This window comes from Kribbella sp. CCNWLW201 (assembly GCF_037203805.1).
In the GTDB taxonomy this organism is placed as follows: domain Bacteria; phylum Actinomycetota; class Actinomycetes; order Propionibacteriales; family Kribbellaceae; genus Kribbella.
On record NZ_JBBCBQ010000001.1, the window covers coordinates 1,414,317 to 1,428,340 of the forward strand.

The 14,024-nt window shown below is 67.5% G+C and carries 15 protein-coding genes and 2 tRNA genes; 7 read left to right on the forward strand and 10 right to left on the reverse strand.

Annotation, left to right across the window (positions count from 1 at the left end; genetic code table 11):
- The first annotated feature begins 28 nt into the window (after positions 1 to 28).
- Positions 29 to 1,078, forward strand: a complete 1,050-nt coding sequence (locus tag V9K99_RS06805) for a helix-turn-helix transcriptional regulator (protein ID WP_337323254.1) — start codon at positions 29 to 31, stop codon at positions 1,076 to 1,078.
- Here the strand turns inward: V9K99_RS06805 and V9K99_RS06810 are convergent.
- Positions 1,065 to 1,973 (reverse strand): AraC family transcriptional regulator, encoded by a 909-nt coding sequence (locus V9K99_RS06810; protein WP_337323253.1) that lies wholly within the window; start codon positions 1,971 to 1,973, stop codon positions 1,065 to 1,067. The two genes, V9K99_RS06805 and V9K99_RS06810, sit on opposite strands and share 14 nt — an antisense overlap.
- Positions 1,974 to 2,094: 121 nt before the next feature.
- Here V9K99_RS06810 and V9K99_RS06815 point away from each other — a divergent pair, with 121 nt between their 5' ends.
- Positions 2,095 to 2,946, forward strand: coding sequence for an SDR family oxidoreductase (locus V9K99_RS06815; RefSeq protein ID WP_337323252.1), 852 nt, complete (start codon positions 2,095 to 2,097; stop codon positions 2,944 to 2,946).
- Positions 2,947 to 3,047: 101 nt separating this feature from the next.
- Here the strand turns inward: V9K99_RS06815 and V9K99_RS06820 are convergent, their stop codons facing one another.
- Entirely contained in the window at positions 3,048 to 4,472 is a 1,425-nt protein-coding gene (locus V9K99_RS06820) for a glycoside hydrolase family 6 protein (RefSeq protein ID WP_337323251.1), read from the reverse strand.
- 251 nt (positions 4,473 to 4,723) lie between these two features.
- Here V9K99_RS06820 and V9K99_RS06825 point away from each other — a divergent pair, with 251 nt between their 5' ends.
- Together V9K99_RS06825 and V9K99_RS06830 are read left to right on the forward strand one after the other, a co-directional pair.
- Positions 4,724 to 5,692 carry an aldo/keto reductase family protein gene (locus tag V9K99_RS06825; protein WP_337323250.1) on the forward strand — a complete coding sequence of 323 codons (969 nt, stop codon included), beginning with the start codon at positions 4,724 to 4,726 and terminating at the stop codon, positions 5,690 to 5,692.
- 46 nt (positions 5,693 to 5,738) lie between these two features.
- Complete coding sequence (locus tag V9K99_RS06830; protein WP_337323249.1) at positions 5,739 to 5,993, forward strand: hypothetical protein; 255 nt, start codon at positions 5,739 to 5,741, stop codon at positions 5,991 to 5,993.
- An 87-nt stretch (positions 5,994 to 6,080) separates the two neighbouring features.
- Here the strand turns inward: V9K99_RS06830 and clpX are convergent, their stop codons facing one another.
- From clpX to V9K99_RS06860, 6 genes are all read right to left on the reverse strand, one after another.
- Complete coding sequence (gene clpX / locus V9K99_RS06835; protein WP_337323248.1) at positions 6,081 to 7,376, reverse strand: ATP-dependent Clp protease ATP-binding subunit ClpX; 1,296 nt, start codon at positions 7,374 to 7,376, stop codon at positions 6,081 to 6,083.
- A gap of 282 nt (positions 7,377 to 7,658) precedes the next feature.
- Positions 7,659 to 8,270, reverse strand: coding sequence for an ATP-dependent Clp protease proteolytic subunit (locus V9K99_RS06840; protein WP_337323247.1), 612 nt, complete (start codon positions 8,268 to 8,270; stop codon positions 7,659 to 7,661).
- A 31-nt stretch (positions 8,271 to 8,301) separates the two neighbouring features.
- Entirely contained in the window at positions 8,302 to 8,925 is a 624-nt protein-coding gene (locus V9K99_RS06845) for a ClpP family protease (RefSeq protein WP_132207551.1), read from the reverse strand.
- A gap of 134 nt (positions 8,926 to 9,059) precedes the next feature.
- Positions 9,060 to 9,296 (reverse strand): hypothetical protein, encoded by a 237-nt coding sequence (locus V9K99_RS06850; protein WP_337323246.1) that lies wholly within the window; start codon positions 9,294 to 9,296, stop codon positions 9,060 to 9,062.
- 136 nt (positions 9,297 to 9,432) lie between these two features.
- Complete coding sequence (gene tig, locus V9K99_RS06855; protein WP_337323245.1) at positions 9,433 to 10,833, reverse strand: trigger factor; 1,401 nt, start codon at positions 10,831 to 10,833, stop codon at positions 9,433 to 9,435.
- Positions 10,834 to 10,908: 75 nt separating this feature from the next.
- Positions 10,909 to 10,981, reverse strand: a tRNA-Pro gene (locus tag V9K99_RS06860).
- Positions 10,982 to 11,072: 91 nt separating this feature from the next.
- On the opposite strand from V9K99_RS06860, the gene V9K99_RS06865 reads away from it, so the two are divergent.
- The 3 genes from V9K99_RS06865 (at position 11,073) to V9K99_RS06875 (ending at position 12,670) form a co-directional block, all read left to right on the forward strand.
- On the forward strand, positions 11,073 to 11,930 hold the full coding sequence (locus tag V9K99_RS06865; protein ID WP_337323244.1) for a methionyl-tRNA formyltransferase: 858 nt from the start codon (positions 11,073 to 11,075) through the stop codon (positions 11,928 to 11,930).
- Positions 11,931 to 11,976: 46 nt separating this feature from the next.
- A tRNA-Gly gene (locus V9K99_RS06870) sits at positions 11,977 to 12,047 on the forward strand.
- A gap of 308 nt (positions 12,048 to 12,355) precedes the next feature.
- Entirely contained in the window at positions 12,356 to 12,670 is a 315-nt protein-coding gene (locus V9K99_RS06875) for a hypothetical protein (protein ID WP_337323243.1), read from the forward strand.
- A gap of 304 nt (positions 12,671 to 12,974) precedes the next feature.
- Here V9K99_RS06875 and V9K99_RS06880 read toward each other — a convergent pair whose 3' ends face one another.
- Both V9K99_RS06880 and V9K99_RS06885 read right to left on the reverse strand, forming a co-directional pair.
- Positions 12,975 to 13,361: a hypothetical protein gene (locus V9K99_RS06880; protein ID WP_337323242.1), complete on the reverse strand. Its 387-nt coding sequence runs from the start codon at positions 13,359 to 13,361 to the stop codon at positions 12,975 to 12,977.
- A gap of 182 nt (positions 13,362 to 13,543) precedes the next feature.
- Positions 13,544 to 13,750, reverse strand: a complete 207-nt coding sequence (locus V9K99_RS06885; protein ID WP_337323241.1) for a hypothetical protein — start codon at positions 13,748 to 13,750, stop codon at positions 13,544 to 13,546.
- Positions 13,751 to 14,024 lie beyond the last annotated feature (274 nt).

The window sequence follows — 14,024 nt, forward strand, 5'->3', positions numbered from 1 at the left end:
GCGGTGGTCGGCGGCGCATACTGAGCCCATGTGGGAGGGCCGGGCCCGGTCCGCGCGGCGGGACATCGCGGCACTGGCGACGTCGGGACTGGGCGTCGCGGAACTGCACGCGGCCGCGATCGAGGTGGTCGAGCAGGTCATCGGCGCGGATCTGACCTGCTGGGCGTCGATGGATCCCGGCACGCTGGTGATCGGTTCGATGACCAGCGGCCGCGGCCGCATCCCAGCGGAGTACGAGCTGAAACTGGCCGAAACGGAGTACGCCGCGAACAACCCGAACTCATTCGCCGAACTGGCCGGACGGCCGTACCCGGTGGTCCGGCTGTCCGACCTGCCCTATCGCGAGGTCGTCGGGCATCGCCGGCTGAACGAGGTGTGGCGGCCGCTCGGGATCGACCACGAACTGCGGGCCGCCTTCACGGTCGACGGCGACTGCTGGGGTGCGGCCGGGTTCGTCCGGGGCGGGACGGACTTCACCGAGCGCGAGGTGGAGTTCATCGGGTCGGTGGCGCCGGCGATCGGCGCGGCAACGAGAGTGGCGGTGCGCACCGATGCCCACGGGTATCGAGGAGGGGTCGGACCGTCCATCGTGGTGACCGGGCCGGGCGGTGAGCCGCGCGCGGTCACCTCGGCCGCGCAGAGCTGGAAGGACGCGCTGAACGAGATCGCGCCCGGTCGGTTCGACGTGTTGCTGCGCGCCGTCGTGACCGGGACCAGAGCTGCTGCGACGGGGACGTTCCAGGCCCGGATTCACACTCCCACCGGTGGCTGGGTGGTCCTGCAGGGCAGCCGGTTGATCAGCGACGACGACCAGTCAGAGGTCGTGGTGACGATCGAGCCGGCCTCCGGCCATCACCTGGTCGGCATGCTGCTGGCGGCGTACGGACTGACCACGCGGGAGCGGGAGATCTGCCTCGAGGTGATCTCCGGTCACACGACCGCGGAGATCGCCGACCGGCTGTCGATCTCGCCGCACACCATCCAGGACCACCTGAAGTCGGCGTTCGCCAAGGTCGGCGTCCGCAGCCGGGGTGAACTGGTGGCAACACTGCGGCCGGACGACCTCACGTACCGCTGACCGCCAACTGCTTGCGATAGGCACCGGGCGCGATCCCGAAGTCACGCTTGAACGCCTTCGCGAAGGCGAACTCCGACGTGTACCCGATCTCCTTCGCGACAGTGGCCAGCGGCCGATCGTGATCACGCAGCAACCGCGCGGCCGTCGTCATTCGCCACCGGGAGAGGTACGTCAGCGGTGGTTCACCGACCGACTCGGTGAACCGGCGCGCGAACGCGGCGCGAGACAGGCCGACATCCCCGGCGAGATCGGCGACAGTCCACGTCGCACCAGGCTCGGCATGGATCAGCTCGAGCGACCGTGCGACGGCGGTGTCAGTCAGCGCCCGCGACCAACCGCTCTCGGTCGGGCATCGCCGGTCTTCCAGCCAAGCCCGCAGGATCAACACCAGCAGGGCATCGACCAACGCCGGTACGACGGCAGCCGCGCCCGGCCGATTGGCGTCGAGCTCCTCCCCCAGAACACCGATCGTGGTGTGCAGAGTCCGATGCCGCCCGGGATCCGCCGGCACGTGGACGACATCCGGCAGGTTGCTCAGCACGGGATGCGGCCGCTGCCGATCGAGCCGATAGGTCCCACACAGCAACAACGACCGGGCGCCGTCGCCGCCTGTCGGCTGCTCGACGGCGGGATCGAAGTCCACCAGCGGTGAATCAGGATGATCTGCGAGCCCGTGCTCGATCCCACGCGGCAACAGGACCGCGTCACCCGGCCCCATCGCGATCGGCGCACCGCCGTCGGGCGGCAGGAGCCACGAGCTCCCCTGCAGAACCAGGTGGAACGTCGCCCCCGCGGATTCGGTGAACCGCAGGCCCCACGGTCCACGCACGTCGGTCCGGCCGGAGCTGGCCGGACCGGAGCGCATTGCGGTGACGACGTCGGCAAGAACATCCATACTCGCATCATACGCCAGTCCAGAAAGACGATCAGACATAAATGAGCGCTGAATGGACATAGAACCGCTCCCATGACCTGTCTAACCTCGGTGATGCAACCCTCAATCACAAGGAGAATTCATGGCCATCGTCGTCACCGCCGCCACCAGTCAACTCGGTCAGCTCGTCATCGACGAACTCCTCGAGCGCGTCCCGGCCGACCAGGTCGTCGCCGTCGCCCGGGATGCCGGGAAGGCTGCTGGCCTCGGGGCCCGTGGCGTCGAGGTCCGGATCGCCGACTACAACGACCCGGCCGCGCTCGCGAAGGCTTTCGAGGAAGGCGACACGGTCCTGCTGATCTCCGGCACCGACCCCAACCGCGTCGCCCAGCACCAGGCCGTGATCGACGCCGCCAAGGCCGCCGGAGTCAGCCGGCTCGCCTACACCGGCGTCCTCGGTGGACCGGAGGCCGACTTCGACCTGGCCGCCGACCACAAGGCGACCGAGCAGGCGATCCTCGACTCGGGTCTGCCGTACACGTTCCTTCGCAACGGCTGGTACAACGAGAACTACACCGCCCAGGTGGCCGTCCAGCTCGAGCACGGTGTCGTCGGGAGCGCCGGCGAGGGGCGGATCGGCTCGGCTTCCCGTCGCGATTTCGCTGCCGCCGCGGCCGTCGTGCTGACCGGCGAGGGCCATGAGAAGAAGGCGTACGAGCTGAACGGCGACACGTCCTGGACGCTGGCCGAGTACGCCGCCGAGCTGTCGAAGCAGTCCGGGAAGGACGTTGCCTATAACAACGTTCCGGCCGAGGTGCTGCTCGGCATCCTGACCGGCGCCGGGGTCCCGGAGCAGTTCGCCCCGATCCTCGTCAACGTCGACAACGCCATCGAGCGCGGCCTGCTGGCCGGCCGCGGCGGCGACCTCAGCCGGCTGATCGGCCGCCCGACCACCCCGATCGCCGACTCGATCGCCGCCGCCCTGAAGCAGTAGAAGCCGGTACGACGTACGGGCGCCTGTCATCCGTACGTCGTACCAGCGTCAAGCGACCGGGCCCGAGCCGACGGGACGGCCCACCCGGGCCCGGTCAGTCTTTACGGGGTGCTGTCGCCGAGGATCAGCGACTTCGCCAGGTCCGGATCGAAGGTGCCGGCATCGACCCGCTTGATGCCGCAGAGGCCGTCGGAGTCACCCGGGACCTTGATCCACAGCAGCATCTCGGCGCCGCCGCCGACCTGCGAGGTCACGCCCAGCTTGCGGTCCGCCGGGTTGCACCACTCGCCGTTCAGGGAACCCTTGCCGTTGCGGCTGGTGTCGATCACGAACGGCTTGGCCGACGAGAGGTGGCCGTTGAGCGCGTTCGCGTAGGTGATGCTCTGCGGGGTGTCGTAGTAGTTCGACACGTTCACCGCGAGGCCATGGGCGTTCTGGACACCGATCTTGGTCAGCGAATCCGCCACCTGCTCGAGGGTGATGTATTCCCCCCAGCCCTTGTTCGTGGCGTCCGCGTAGGTCCAGGTGTTCGGCGCCAGATCCTTGAACGCCTGCAGCGCGAAGCTCAGCATCCGGATCCGCGCGTCCTTCTCCAGCTGTACGTCGATGCACTGGATGTCGCCGATCGAGTCAGGCTCGAGGATCACCAGCGCGGGCCGGTTGCCGATGGCCGCGGCGAAGGTCTCGATCCAGGCCTTGTAGGCGGCCTCACCGGCCGCGCCCCCACTCGAATGTCCGCCGCAGGCGTCGCGACCGGGGATGTTGTACGCGACCAGCGTCGGCAGTTTGTCGGCTGCGTCCGCGTCACGAACGAACCGGTGGACCGCGTCGGCGATGTCACCGCTCCAGCCGCCGAACCAGCGTGCCCCCGGCTTGGTGGCGATGTTGTCGATGATGAGCTGCCGATCCGGGTGATTGAGGTTCTCCGGCTTGTCCTTCCAGATCCTGGCGTTGTTGTCCGGGTCCACGTAGAAGCCGCTGGTCATCGAGACCGGGTTGCCGGCCACGTTGCCGAAGTTGTCGACCAGCGACACGTTGTCCAGCCACAGCGTGTATCCGGCCACGCCGCCCAGCTGGAAGGTGAGCTCCGAGGCGGTGATCTCATTCGCGGCCGTGAAGGCGAACGCGTACCGCTTGGTCGTGGTGCCGACGGTGAAGAGCTTGTCGAGGTTGGCGGTGTAGGGGACGTCGTTCAACTGCACAGTGGTCCGGACCTCGCGGACGGCACTCGCGCGGGCGTCGAAGGACAGGACGTAGCGGTGGTCCTTGTGGATCGGGAACGCCGGCACTTTCTGGCCGAGCATCGCGTCCCACTTCTGGGCCGTGCCGCCCGGGACGACGGCCTTGAGCTGGCCGGCGTCGACGCTGATCGGGGTGTTTCCGGAGCCCCACCAGTTCGTCGTACCGGAGGCGAAGGTGCCGTTCTTGATGAGTTCGGTGGCGGCGCTGGCGCCGGGCGCGGTGGTCGGTACGACCACACCGAGGGCGAGCGCGGCCGCCAGCAGGCCGCGGGTGATCCATCTCATGAGTGCTGCTCTCCTGTCTGGGTGACGTGGGCGGAAGACAGTCCGGGAGCGCTTTCAATCTGACCCGCTCTCAGCGGTGTCAGAAGGCATGGTGCCGACCGTTGACCGTGCGCGTCAAGACCGCGCTCCGGGTTGCTCAGTTCGATTTCGAGGGTTCACAGTGCTCCCCGAGCTGTCTAGACTGCGGACTGGAAGCGCTCCCAGATTCCGCCCTGCGGCGCCCACACCACCGCGACGAGAGGACAGCTCTGATGCTCCATCGCAGGCTCGGCCGCAGCGGCCTGAAGATCAGCGAGATCGCGTACGGGAACTGGATCACGCACGGCGCGCAGATCGACCAGGAGCAGGCGCTGGCCTGCACCCGGGCCGCGCTCGACGCCGGGATCACCACGTTCGACACCGCAGACGCGTACGCGGACACCCGGGCGGAGGAGGTGCTTGGGCTCGCGCTGGCCGGCGTACGGCGGGAATCGGTCGAGGTCCTCACCAAGCTGTACTGGCCGACCGGCCCGGGTGCGAACGAGCGCGGCCTGTCCCGCAAGCACGTGATGGAAGCCGCACACGCATCGCTGCGACGCCTCGGCACCGACTACATCGACCTCTATCAGGCGCACCGGTACGACGAGGAGACGCCCCTCGAGGAGACGCTGCGGGCCTTCGACGACCTGGTCCGGCAGGGGAAGGTGCTGTACGTCGGGGTGTCCGAGTGGACCGCCGACCAGATCAGGCGGGCGCTGGAGATCGCCGACAGCATGGGCCTGGACCGGATCGTGTCCAACCAGCCGCAGTACAACATGCTCCGCCGCACCATCGAGTCCGACGTCGTGCCGCTGTGTGAGCCCGAAGGTATCGGGCAGATCGTCTACCAGCCGCTGGCCCAGGGCGTACTGGCCGGCAAGTACCTCCCCGGTCAGCCGCCGCCCGCGGGTTCGCGCGCGACCGACGCGACCGGGTCCGAGTTCATCGAGCGGCTCCTGTACGACGACCTCCTCGAGCGGGTCCAGCGACTCAAGCCCCTGGCCGCCGACGCGGGGCTGTCGCTGGCACAGTTGTCCATCGCGTGGGTCCTGCAGCAGCCCGGGATCTCGGCCGCGATCGTCGGCGGCTCGCGCCCCGAGCAGCTCGCCGACTCGGCCGCTGCCGCCGGCGTCAAACTCGACCCGGACCTGCTCGAAGCGATCGACACGATCCTGGCCGACACCATCGAGAGAACGGCCTGACATGCACCGCGGAACCAACTTCCCCGCCTTGAGGGTGGTGAGGTAGGTGGTCAGCAGGTTGTCGGCGCAGGTGCTCTCGCCGAGCACGGTGTGGCCGCAGCCCTCGACCGTCGCGTACTCCTCCTTGCGCCGGTTCCACTCCACCAACAGCTCTGACGCCCGTGAGTACGACGGGATGCGTCTTCAACCGGTCAAAGGTGCTCTCGGCAACAGTCTTCGGATCACCGAGCTCGGCCAGCGCACAGTCGTTCGGTCCGGCCTTCTCGTACTCGGAGAGGAACTGGGCGAACCACGAACGTAGGCGGGTGCCGGCTCCGGTCGTGTCCATCAACAGAAGGAGGCCGGGTATCCGCCGTACAGCGGACTCCCGGCCTCCTTCGTCGAAAACTCAGGCGGTCTTCTCGCGGCGCTCGCGCTTGCGCTCGATCTGGTCGCGCGGGATCAACGTCGGGTTCACGTTCTCCAGCACCACCTCGCCGGTGACGACGACCTTGGCGACGTCCTCGCGGCTCGGCACCTCGTACATCACGTTGAGGAGAACCTCTTCCATGATCGCCCGCAGCCCGCGGGCGCCGGTGCCGCGCAGCAGCGCCTGGTCGGCGATCGCCTCGACCGCGTCGTCGCTGAACTCCAGCTCGACGTTGTCGATCTCGAACAGCCGCCGGTACTGCTTGACCAGCGCGTTCTTCGGCTCGGACAGGATCTTGATCAGCGCGTCACGGTCCAGCGGCGACACCGTGGTGATCACCGGGAGCCGGCCGATGAACTCGGGGATCAGGCCGAACTTCAGCAGATCCTCCGGCATCACATCGGAGTAACCGCCGCTCTCCTTCGGCTTCTCCGGCTCGCGCGAAGTGTTGAAGCCGAGCGTCTTCTTGCCGACCCGCTGCTCCACCATGTGGTCGAGGCCGGCGAACGCGCCGCCGACGATGAACAGCACGTTGGTGGTGTCGATCTGGATGAACTCCTGGTGCGGGTGCTTGCGGCCACCCTGCGGCGGCACCGAGGCCGTCGTACCTTCCAGGATCTTCAGCAGTGCCTGCTGGACACCCTCGCCGGAGACGTCCCGGGTGATCGACGGGTTCTCGCTCTTGCGGGCGATCTTGTCGACCTCGTCGATGTAGATGATCCCGGTCTCGGCCTTCTTGACGTCGTAGTCGGCCGCCTGGATCAGCTTGAGCAGGATGTTCTCGACGTCCTCACCGACGTACCCGGCCTCGGTCAGTGCGGTGGCGTCGGCGATCGCGAACGGGACGTTCAGCATCCGGGCCAGCGTCTGGGCCAGGTAGGTCTTGCCGCAGCCGGTCGGGCCGATCAGCAGGATGTTCGACTTGGCCAGCTCGACGGCCTCGTCCTTCGCGTGCCGGCCGGCACTCGAACTGCCCTGCCCGTCCCGGACCCGCTTGTAGTGGTTGTACACCGCCACCGCGAGTGCCTTCTTGGCCACGTCCTGTCCGACGACGTATGCGTTGAGGAAGTCGTAGATCTCCCGCGGCTTGGGCAGCTCGGTGAGGCCGACCTCGGAGCCCTCGTTCAGCTCTTCCTCGATGATCTCGTTGCAGAGATCGATGCATTCGTCGCAGATGTAGACGCCGGGACCGGCGATGAGCTTCTTGACCTGCTTCTGGCTCTTTCCGCAGAACGAGCATTTCAGCAGGTCGCCGCCGTCACCTATGCGTGCCACCGGGACAGATCCCTTCTCTGAGCAGTCGAACCGTGGGCCAAGGGGGCGTAGGCCGCTCGGGCCGGGTGCCGTACGGCAAACCCGGATCCGATTCGACGGTACCGCGCCAAAGGCCGAAACGCCGCGCCCGCCGCCGCGTTGTGACTACGCCGGTGGCGAACGCACTGAGCCCTTGACAGCCTCATGTCAGCACCGTCGATGCGGGTCGGACGTGATGGGAGCACTACGGTCCGCACTCCCGGCCGCACTGGGGTACGGCGGCCGGGACGCACGGATCGAGGCTCAGACGCCGGCCGGGACCGGGGTCTTGAGGGTCTGCAGGACGTCGTCGATCAGGCCGTACTCGATCGCCTGGTCGGCGGTCAGGAACTTGTCCCGCTCGATGTCACGCGAGACCTCCTCCAGCGGCTTGCCGCTGGCGTCGGCGATCATCTTCTCCAGCAGCGCGCGCAGCCGGAGGATCTCGTTCGCCTGGATCTCGATGTCGCTGGACTGACCGTAGGTGCCCTCGGTGGCCGGCTGGTGGATGATGATCCGGCTGTTCGGCAGCGCCAGCCGCTTGCCCGGCGTACCGGCGGCGAGCAGCACGGCGGCGGCCGACGCGGCCTGGCCCAGGCACACCGTCTGGACGTCCGGCTTGATGTAGCGGACGGTGTCGTAGATCGCGGTCAGCGCGGTGAACGAGCCGCCCGGGGAGTTGATGTAGATGCTGATGTCGCGGTCGGAGTCCATCGACTGCAGGCAGAGCAGCTGGGCCATCACCGCGTTCGCGATCTCGTCGGTGATCGGCGTACCGAGGAAGATGATCCGGTCCTCGAACAGCTTGGTGTAGGGGTCGATCCGGCGCATGCCGTACGACGTGCGCTCCTCCCACTGCGGGATGAAGTAGTTCATGGGGTGCGTCCTTAACTGACGGAGTGGGAGATCAGGAGTTCGGGCTGCCGCTGCTGAGCTGGGCGGCGCTGGCGACGACGTGGTCGATGAAGCCGTACTCCTTGGCCTGCTCGGCGGTGAACCAGCGGTCCCGGTCGGCGTCGTTCTCGACCTGCTCGAGCTGCTGGCCGGTGTGCTCGGCGATCAGCTTGAACAGCTGCGCCTTGATGTGCAGCGACTGCTCGGCCTGGATCTTGATGTCACTCGCCGTACCACCCATACCGCCGGACGGCTGGTGCATCATGATCCGCGCGTGCGGGAGCGCGAACCGCTTGTCCTTCGCACCGGCGCAGAGCAGGAACTGGCCCATCGAGGCGGCCAGGCCCATCCCGACGGTGGCGACGTCGTTGGAGATCCACTGCATGGTGTCGTAGATCGCCATGCCGGAGTCCACCGAGCCGCCCGGGGAGTTGATGTACAGCCAGATGTCCTTGTTGGGGTCCTCGGCGTTGAGGAGCAGCATCTGCGCGCAGATCGCGTTCGCGTTGTCGTCGCGAACCTCGGACCCCAGGAAGATGATCCGGTTCTGCAGCAGGCGCTGGTAGATGTGGTCGTCGAGTCCGCCGGATCCGTTGCCGCCCGCGGCGGTGGGGCTGGCTGCAAATGTCTCGTTCACGAAGCCGACATTACTGGGCGGCGGCGACAGACCTAAGGCTGGGCCACAGGTGTTCGCTCACGGCGCACCGTGTCTGCCCTGAGCGTAGTTCTTTCCGGCCAACAACTTTCGCTCGACAGGCCCCGTGCCGTCGGTCACCAGCCACAGAGCGCAACGGCGGCGAAGGCGTGCATCTCGTATCTGTTGGCGCTCTCACCAGGTGCTTGAGCGGTCGGCAGATCGGATGCGGGTACGGCGAGCATCGTCTTCCGTCCGTGGCAGGGCCGAACCTGAAGCCGGGGCGGCCGGCAGGCGCTCAGCCGGTGCACTACGGGATGTCCTGGCAGCCACAGACAGGGCTCGTCGAGCTCGGCCGGCGGTCTCGATTCCATCAGGCGCTCCCCAGGGCGGACTTACGATGCGCCGGTAACGCTAGGGAACGCCGCTTTCAGTTCGCTTTCAGCGACCTGAGTACGCAGCGACGGCCCGGATCCACGGGGGATCCGGGCCGTCGCGTCGTACCGCTTGTCAGGCCTTGGCCGGCTCCTCGGCGGGAGCCTCGGCCGGGGTCTCGGCGTCAGCCTCGGCCGCCGCCGGGTCGGCGTAGGAGCCGTCCGGCTGCAGGGTCTTCAGCTCGACCACGTTGCCGGAGGCGTCGGTGACCTTGGCGTTCTCGACCAGGTGCGCCAGCGCCTTGCCGCGGACGACCTCGGAGACCAGGCTCGGCACCAGGTTGTGCTCGACCGCGTGCTGGGCGAACTGGTCCGGGCTGACGCCGGAGCGCTGCGCGTGCCGGACGATGTGCTCGGTCAGCTCCTGGTCGTTGACGCTCAGCTCCTGCTGCTCGGCCACCAGGTCCAGCACGAACTGGGCCTTGATCGCGTCCTCGGAGCGCTTCTTCAGGTCCTCGTCGAACTCTTCCTGGGACTGCTCCTCGCCCTCCAGGAACTGCTCGAAGCTCATCCCGGAGTACCCGAGCTGCTGCTCCAGGTTCTCCTTCCGGGCGGCCAGCTCGTCGGTCAGCAGACCCTCCGGCACCGGTACGTCGACCAGCGTCAGGATCTTCTCGAGTACGGCGTCCCGCGCCTCGCCGGCCTGCTCCAGCCGCTTGCCGCGCTCCAGCCGGCCGCGGACGTCGGCCTTCAGCTCCTCGGCGGTGTCGAACTCCGACGCGGTCTGCGCGAACTCGTCGTCGAACTCCGGCAGCTCCTGCTCCTTGACCGCGGTCACGGTGACCTCGACGTCGACGTCCTCGCCCTTCAGCGCGCCGCCGACCAACTGGGTGACGAAGGTCTTGCTCTCACCGGCGTTCAGACCGATGACCGCCTCGTCCAGACCGTCCAGCAGCTGTCCGCTGCCGACCTGGTACGACAGGCCGGTGGCCTGCGCCTCCTCGACCTTCTCGCCGTCCTTGCTGGCGGACAGGTCGAGGGTGATGTAGTCCTTGTCCTGGACCGCCCGCTCGACCGGGTTCAGCGAGCCGAACCGCTGCCGCAGCGCCTCGATCTGCTCGTCCACCTCGTCATCGGAGATGGCGATGTCCTCGACCTCGGCCTCCAGGCCCTCCAGGTCCGGCAGCGTGATCTCCGGGCGGACCTCGACCTCGGCGGAGAACTGCAGGCTCTCCTTGTCGTTGAACTCGGTCACGTCGACCTCAGGCCGGCCGATCGCCTTGACCTGGTTGTCCTGGACCGCCTGCGAGTACAGCTTCGGCAGCGCGTCGTTGATCGCCTCTTCGAGCACCGGCCCGCGACCGACCCGCTGGTCGATCACCTGCGGCGGCACCTTGCCCTTGCGGAACCCCGGGACGGTGATCTGCTTCGCGATGCTCTGGTACGCCGCGTCGAGGCTCGGCTTGAGTTCCTCGAACGGCACCTCGACGATGAGCCGGACCTTCGTCGGGCTCATGGACTCGACGGTGCTCTTCACGGTGGCGGTTCTCCTTGATCGATGACTTCACAGCACGGGGACAGCCCGCGCTGCAGGGGTGCTGCAGGGGGTTTGTCGGGGCGACAGGACTCGAACCTGCGGTCTCCTGCTCCCAAAGCAGGCGCGCTAGCCACTACGCTACGCCCCGCAGTGACCGCACGAGTCTAGTCGAACCAACCCAATGCTCGCGCCACCACCCTCCCCTGGCGGGTACGCGCCGTACCTAGGAGAGGTTGTTCATGCTACGCATCGTCAGCCTGCACGCCTCGCCGGCCGGCTACCAACTGGTGGCGGACTGGGCCGCCCGGCACGGTCACGAGCTCGCCCTGGTCGTCACACCGAGCGCCGAGGAGGCGATCCGGCGTTACGGCGGCGACCAGACGCCACTCGCGCTGCAACTCCCTGGGCTCGGTCAGCCGTGTCTGCCGACCGACAGGCTCCTCGAGACCGCTGTTCCGGCGGTTGCCGCGCTCCGGCCGGATCTTGTGATCTCGGCGACGTACCCGCGGCTGATCCCGACTGAGCTCACCGGCATACCGACGTACGGCGCGGTGAACCTGCACCCGTCCGCACTGCCACGAGGACGCGGGCCCAATCCACAGCGACTGATCTACGCGGGTGACAGCACTGCCGGAGCCACACTGCACCGTACGGCGGCCTCGTTCGACACCGGCGCGATCCTGTCCCGGCGCGAGGTCCCCCTGCCCGACCCACTGACCGCCCGCCTCCTCCGCGACCTCTGGACCCGGCTGCTCAGGGAAGTCCTCGAGGAGGGCGTCGAACGCCTGCTGGCCGGTGACCCCGGCGAACCACAGGACGACACTCTGGCCACTGCGGCCCCACACTTCACCCAGGACGAACGCTGGCTCGACCTGACCGAGCCGGCCTCCCAACTGCAGCGCCGTACCGCGGCCCTGAACCTGGCCGCCCCGTCCGCCCTCGCCCGAGTCGGCGACCAGGAGCTCATGGTGCTCGGCATCGAGGCCGTCGACGGTCCGCCGTACGACGTCCCACCCGGGGCACTGATCCGCTGGGAAGCCGACGAACAGGTCCTCGTCCAGTCAGCCACCGGCCCGATCCGCCTGCACATCTGCTAACCGTTTTGAGTCCACCCCAGAACATGTGGAATCATGTCCGAGCACCGCGGGTGTAGCTCAATGGTAGAGCCCCAGTCTTCCAAACTGGCTACGCGAGTTCGATTCTCGTCACCCGCTCAAACCGCGAAAGGCCCCCAGCCACAGACATCCTGAGGCTCGGGGGCCTTCGTCATGCCGGAACGGGATTCCAGCGGCGTGCCCTCCACATGCCCTACGGACCGGGACCAACACCCGTCGGCCCTATCCTCGCCATCCGGCGTGCCCCCATGACCGACCGTGGTTTCCGCTCAACTACTGCGTTCAGCCGGTCGGCGATCTCCCGAGCGCGCTCGTCCGTCGCGTGCTCTGTAACGAGTTGCGGTGACTACCGATACCCCGAGTAACAGCACACGGCCAGCCAAGGGAGCTGGTCAGGGGGGAATGACATGAAGTTTGAAGTGAAGGCCGATGCGGGCGGGCACTACACATGGCGGCTGTACAGCGGCAGCCAGATGGTCGCCTGGGCCGGGGAATCCTTCTACAGCCGGAGCAACGCCGTACGCGCAGCCGAGGCGTTCAAGGTCGGCGCCGCCACAGCGCGTTACGAGGTCTATCTCGACGCCGGGTCTAAGTACCGATGGCGGGCGTGGCGCTCATCCAGCAAGGTGGCCTCGTCCGGCGAGTCTTTCGCCAGCCGCTCAAACGCTCAGCGAGCGGCGGACAACGTGAGGGACAATGCGGGCAAGGCGACCGGGCCCTAGCGATATTTCGCGCCCTAGACGCGTCCCAATGGGTGGGCGTTGACGGTCGCTAAGAGGGTCCAGAGGGGTGCGGCTGCGAGCGTGAAAGCCGTGTGCACACGGGCGATAGGCCGCACTTCCAAACTGGGTACGCGAGTTCGATTCTCGTCACCCGCTCCACGGACAACGGCCCAGGTCAGAGGCACCAACCTCCAGCCTGGGCCATTCGTATGTGCGGACCGCTCCCACGTCTTGTGCCATTACCGTGCAATTGGCGCGTCGGCACGGGGGTCCCGGCGTCATCGGATCGCGCGACAGACTGGCTCTACGCCTGGATGGGGCCGTGCGGGTGGAGGCGTGAGTCCAACCAGCGAGGCCATTTCGGCCATCGCTGCTCCCATTCGAGCATCCAGCACCGATTGGCGAAGCCCACGGGGTCCAACTCGATACCAGGTTGCCCGATTAGTTCACCGTGCTCGCGCAGTAGGTCGTGCAATTTGGTCAGGTCGACATCGTCAGTCAGTGCGAGGACGACTTCCTCGTTCTCTGTCCTCATCGTGATGACCCGCCCTGTCTCTGTCAGCGCGTTGGTGTACTCGCCGGCATCAACGTCGACCGCTTCCATCCAGTCCTCGGCAGCGGCTAGTGACGGGAACATGTTGAGGTCCATACCGTCAAAGAGGAATACAACCCGCGGGTCGGTGTCGCTCACACCGTCATCATCGCGCTGTGCCCTCACGAGAGCGCAGCAGTGGGCGCACAGAAGGCCTAAGCCGCGGGCATTCTGCCTGGGGCGTTCGTCTGCTGCTCGGTTTAGGCAGGGATCCATCATGGCCACCAGGTTGGGAGGCCGGCGGGGCTTTGCGGGTCGGGAGAGTCAGTTGGGGTGCCGAGCTAGGCGAAGACGGACCAGGCAAGGGCGACCCCGGCGGCAAGGGCGGCCAGGACGGCGGGCAGTTTCTGGCGGCGCGTGTTGCCGGATGTGACTGCGAAAACCAGGCCGAACACGAATGAGTCGACCACCCAGAGGAGCGACAGCACGAAGAGCAGCAGGGTCAAGGAGTTGGCGCGGGCGTTGACGCCTTGTCGCAGGCCGACCACCCACTGCCGAGCAGGGCCGCGCCTCCGTAGGCAGCGGGGCCGCCGATCAGTGCACCGAGGAGAAGCCCGGTCGGGAAGCGATCTCTCCAGCCCGAAGGCTTCTCCGCCACCCTGGTCGACCCCCCCAGCCCATCCGATCGGCCTCGTGCGCGCTGGACGCGGAGACTACACCCGGCCGGTGCCGCGGCGGCGTCCGTCAGCGGACTCGTGGATGGGCAGCGCTCGCTCACGAGCGCCACAGGCGGACTGTGCCAAGGTCGCGAGGTAGTACTGC

What these genes read in the sequence shown, in the direction of transcription:
- V9K99_RS06805 (WP_337323254.1), top strand. Translation starts at nt 29, where the DNA reads ATGTGGGAGGGCCGGGCCCGGTCCGCGCGGCGGGACATCGCGGCACTG.
- V9K99_RS06815 (WP_337323252.1), top strand. Translation starts at nt 2,095, where the DNA reads ATGGCCATCGTCGTCACCGCCGCCACCAGTCAACTCGGTCAGCTCGTC.
- V9K99_RS06820 (WP_337323251.1), bottom strand. Translation starts at nt 4,472, where the DNA reads ATGAGATGGATCACCCGCGGCCTGCTGGCGGCCGCGCTCGCCCTCGGT.
- V9K99_RS06840 (WP_337323247.1), bottom strand. Translation starts at nt 8,270, where the DNA reads ATGAACTACTTCATCCCGCAGTGGGAGGAGCGCACGTCGTACGGCATG.
- V9K99_RS06875 (WP_337323243.1), top strand. Translation starts at nt 12,356, where the DNA reads ATGAAGTTTGAAGTGAAGGCCGATGCGGGCGGGCACTACACATGGCGG.
- V9K99_RS06865 (WP_337323244.1), top strand. Translation starts at nt 11,073, where the DNA reads ATGCTACGCATCGTCAGCCTGCACGCCTCGCCGGCCGGCTACCAACTG.
- V9K99_RS06850 (WP_337323246.1), bottom strand. Translation starts at nt 9,296, where the DNA reads ATGGAATCGAGACCGCCGGCCGAGCTCGACGAGCCCTGTCTGTGGCTG.
- V9K99_RS06825 (WP_337323250.1), top strand. Translation starts at nt 4,724, where the DNA reads ATGCTCCATCGCAGGCTCGGCCGCAGCGGCCTGAAGATCAGCGAGATC.
- V9K99_RS06810 (WP_337323253.1), bottom strand. Translation starts at nt 1,973, where the DNA reads ATGGATGTTCTTGCCGACGTCGTCACCGCAATGCGCTCCGGTCCGGCC.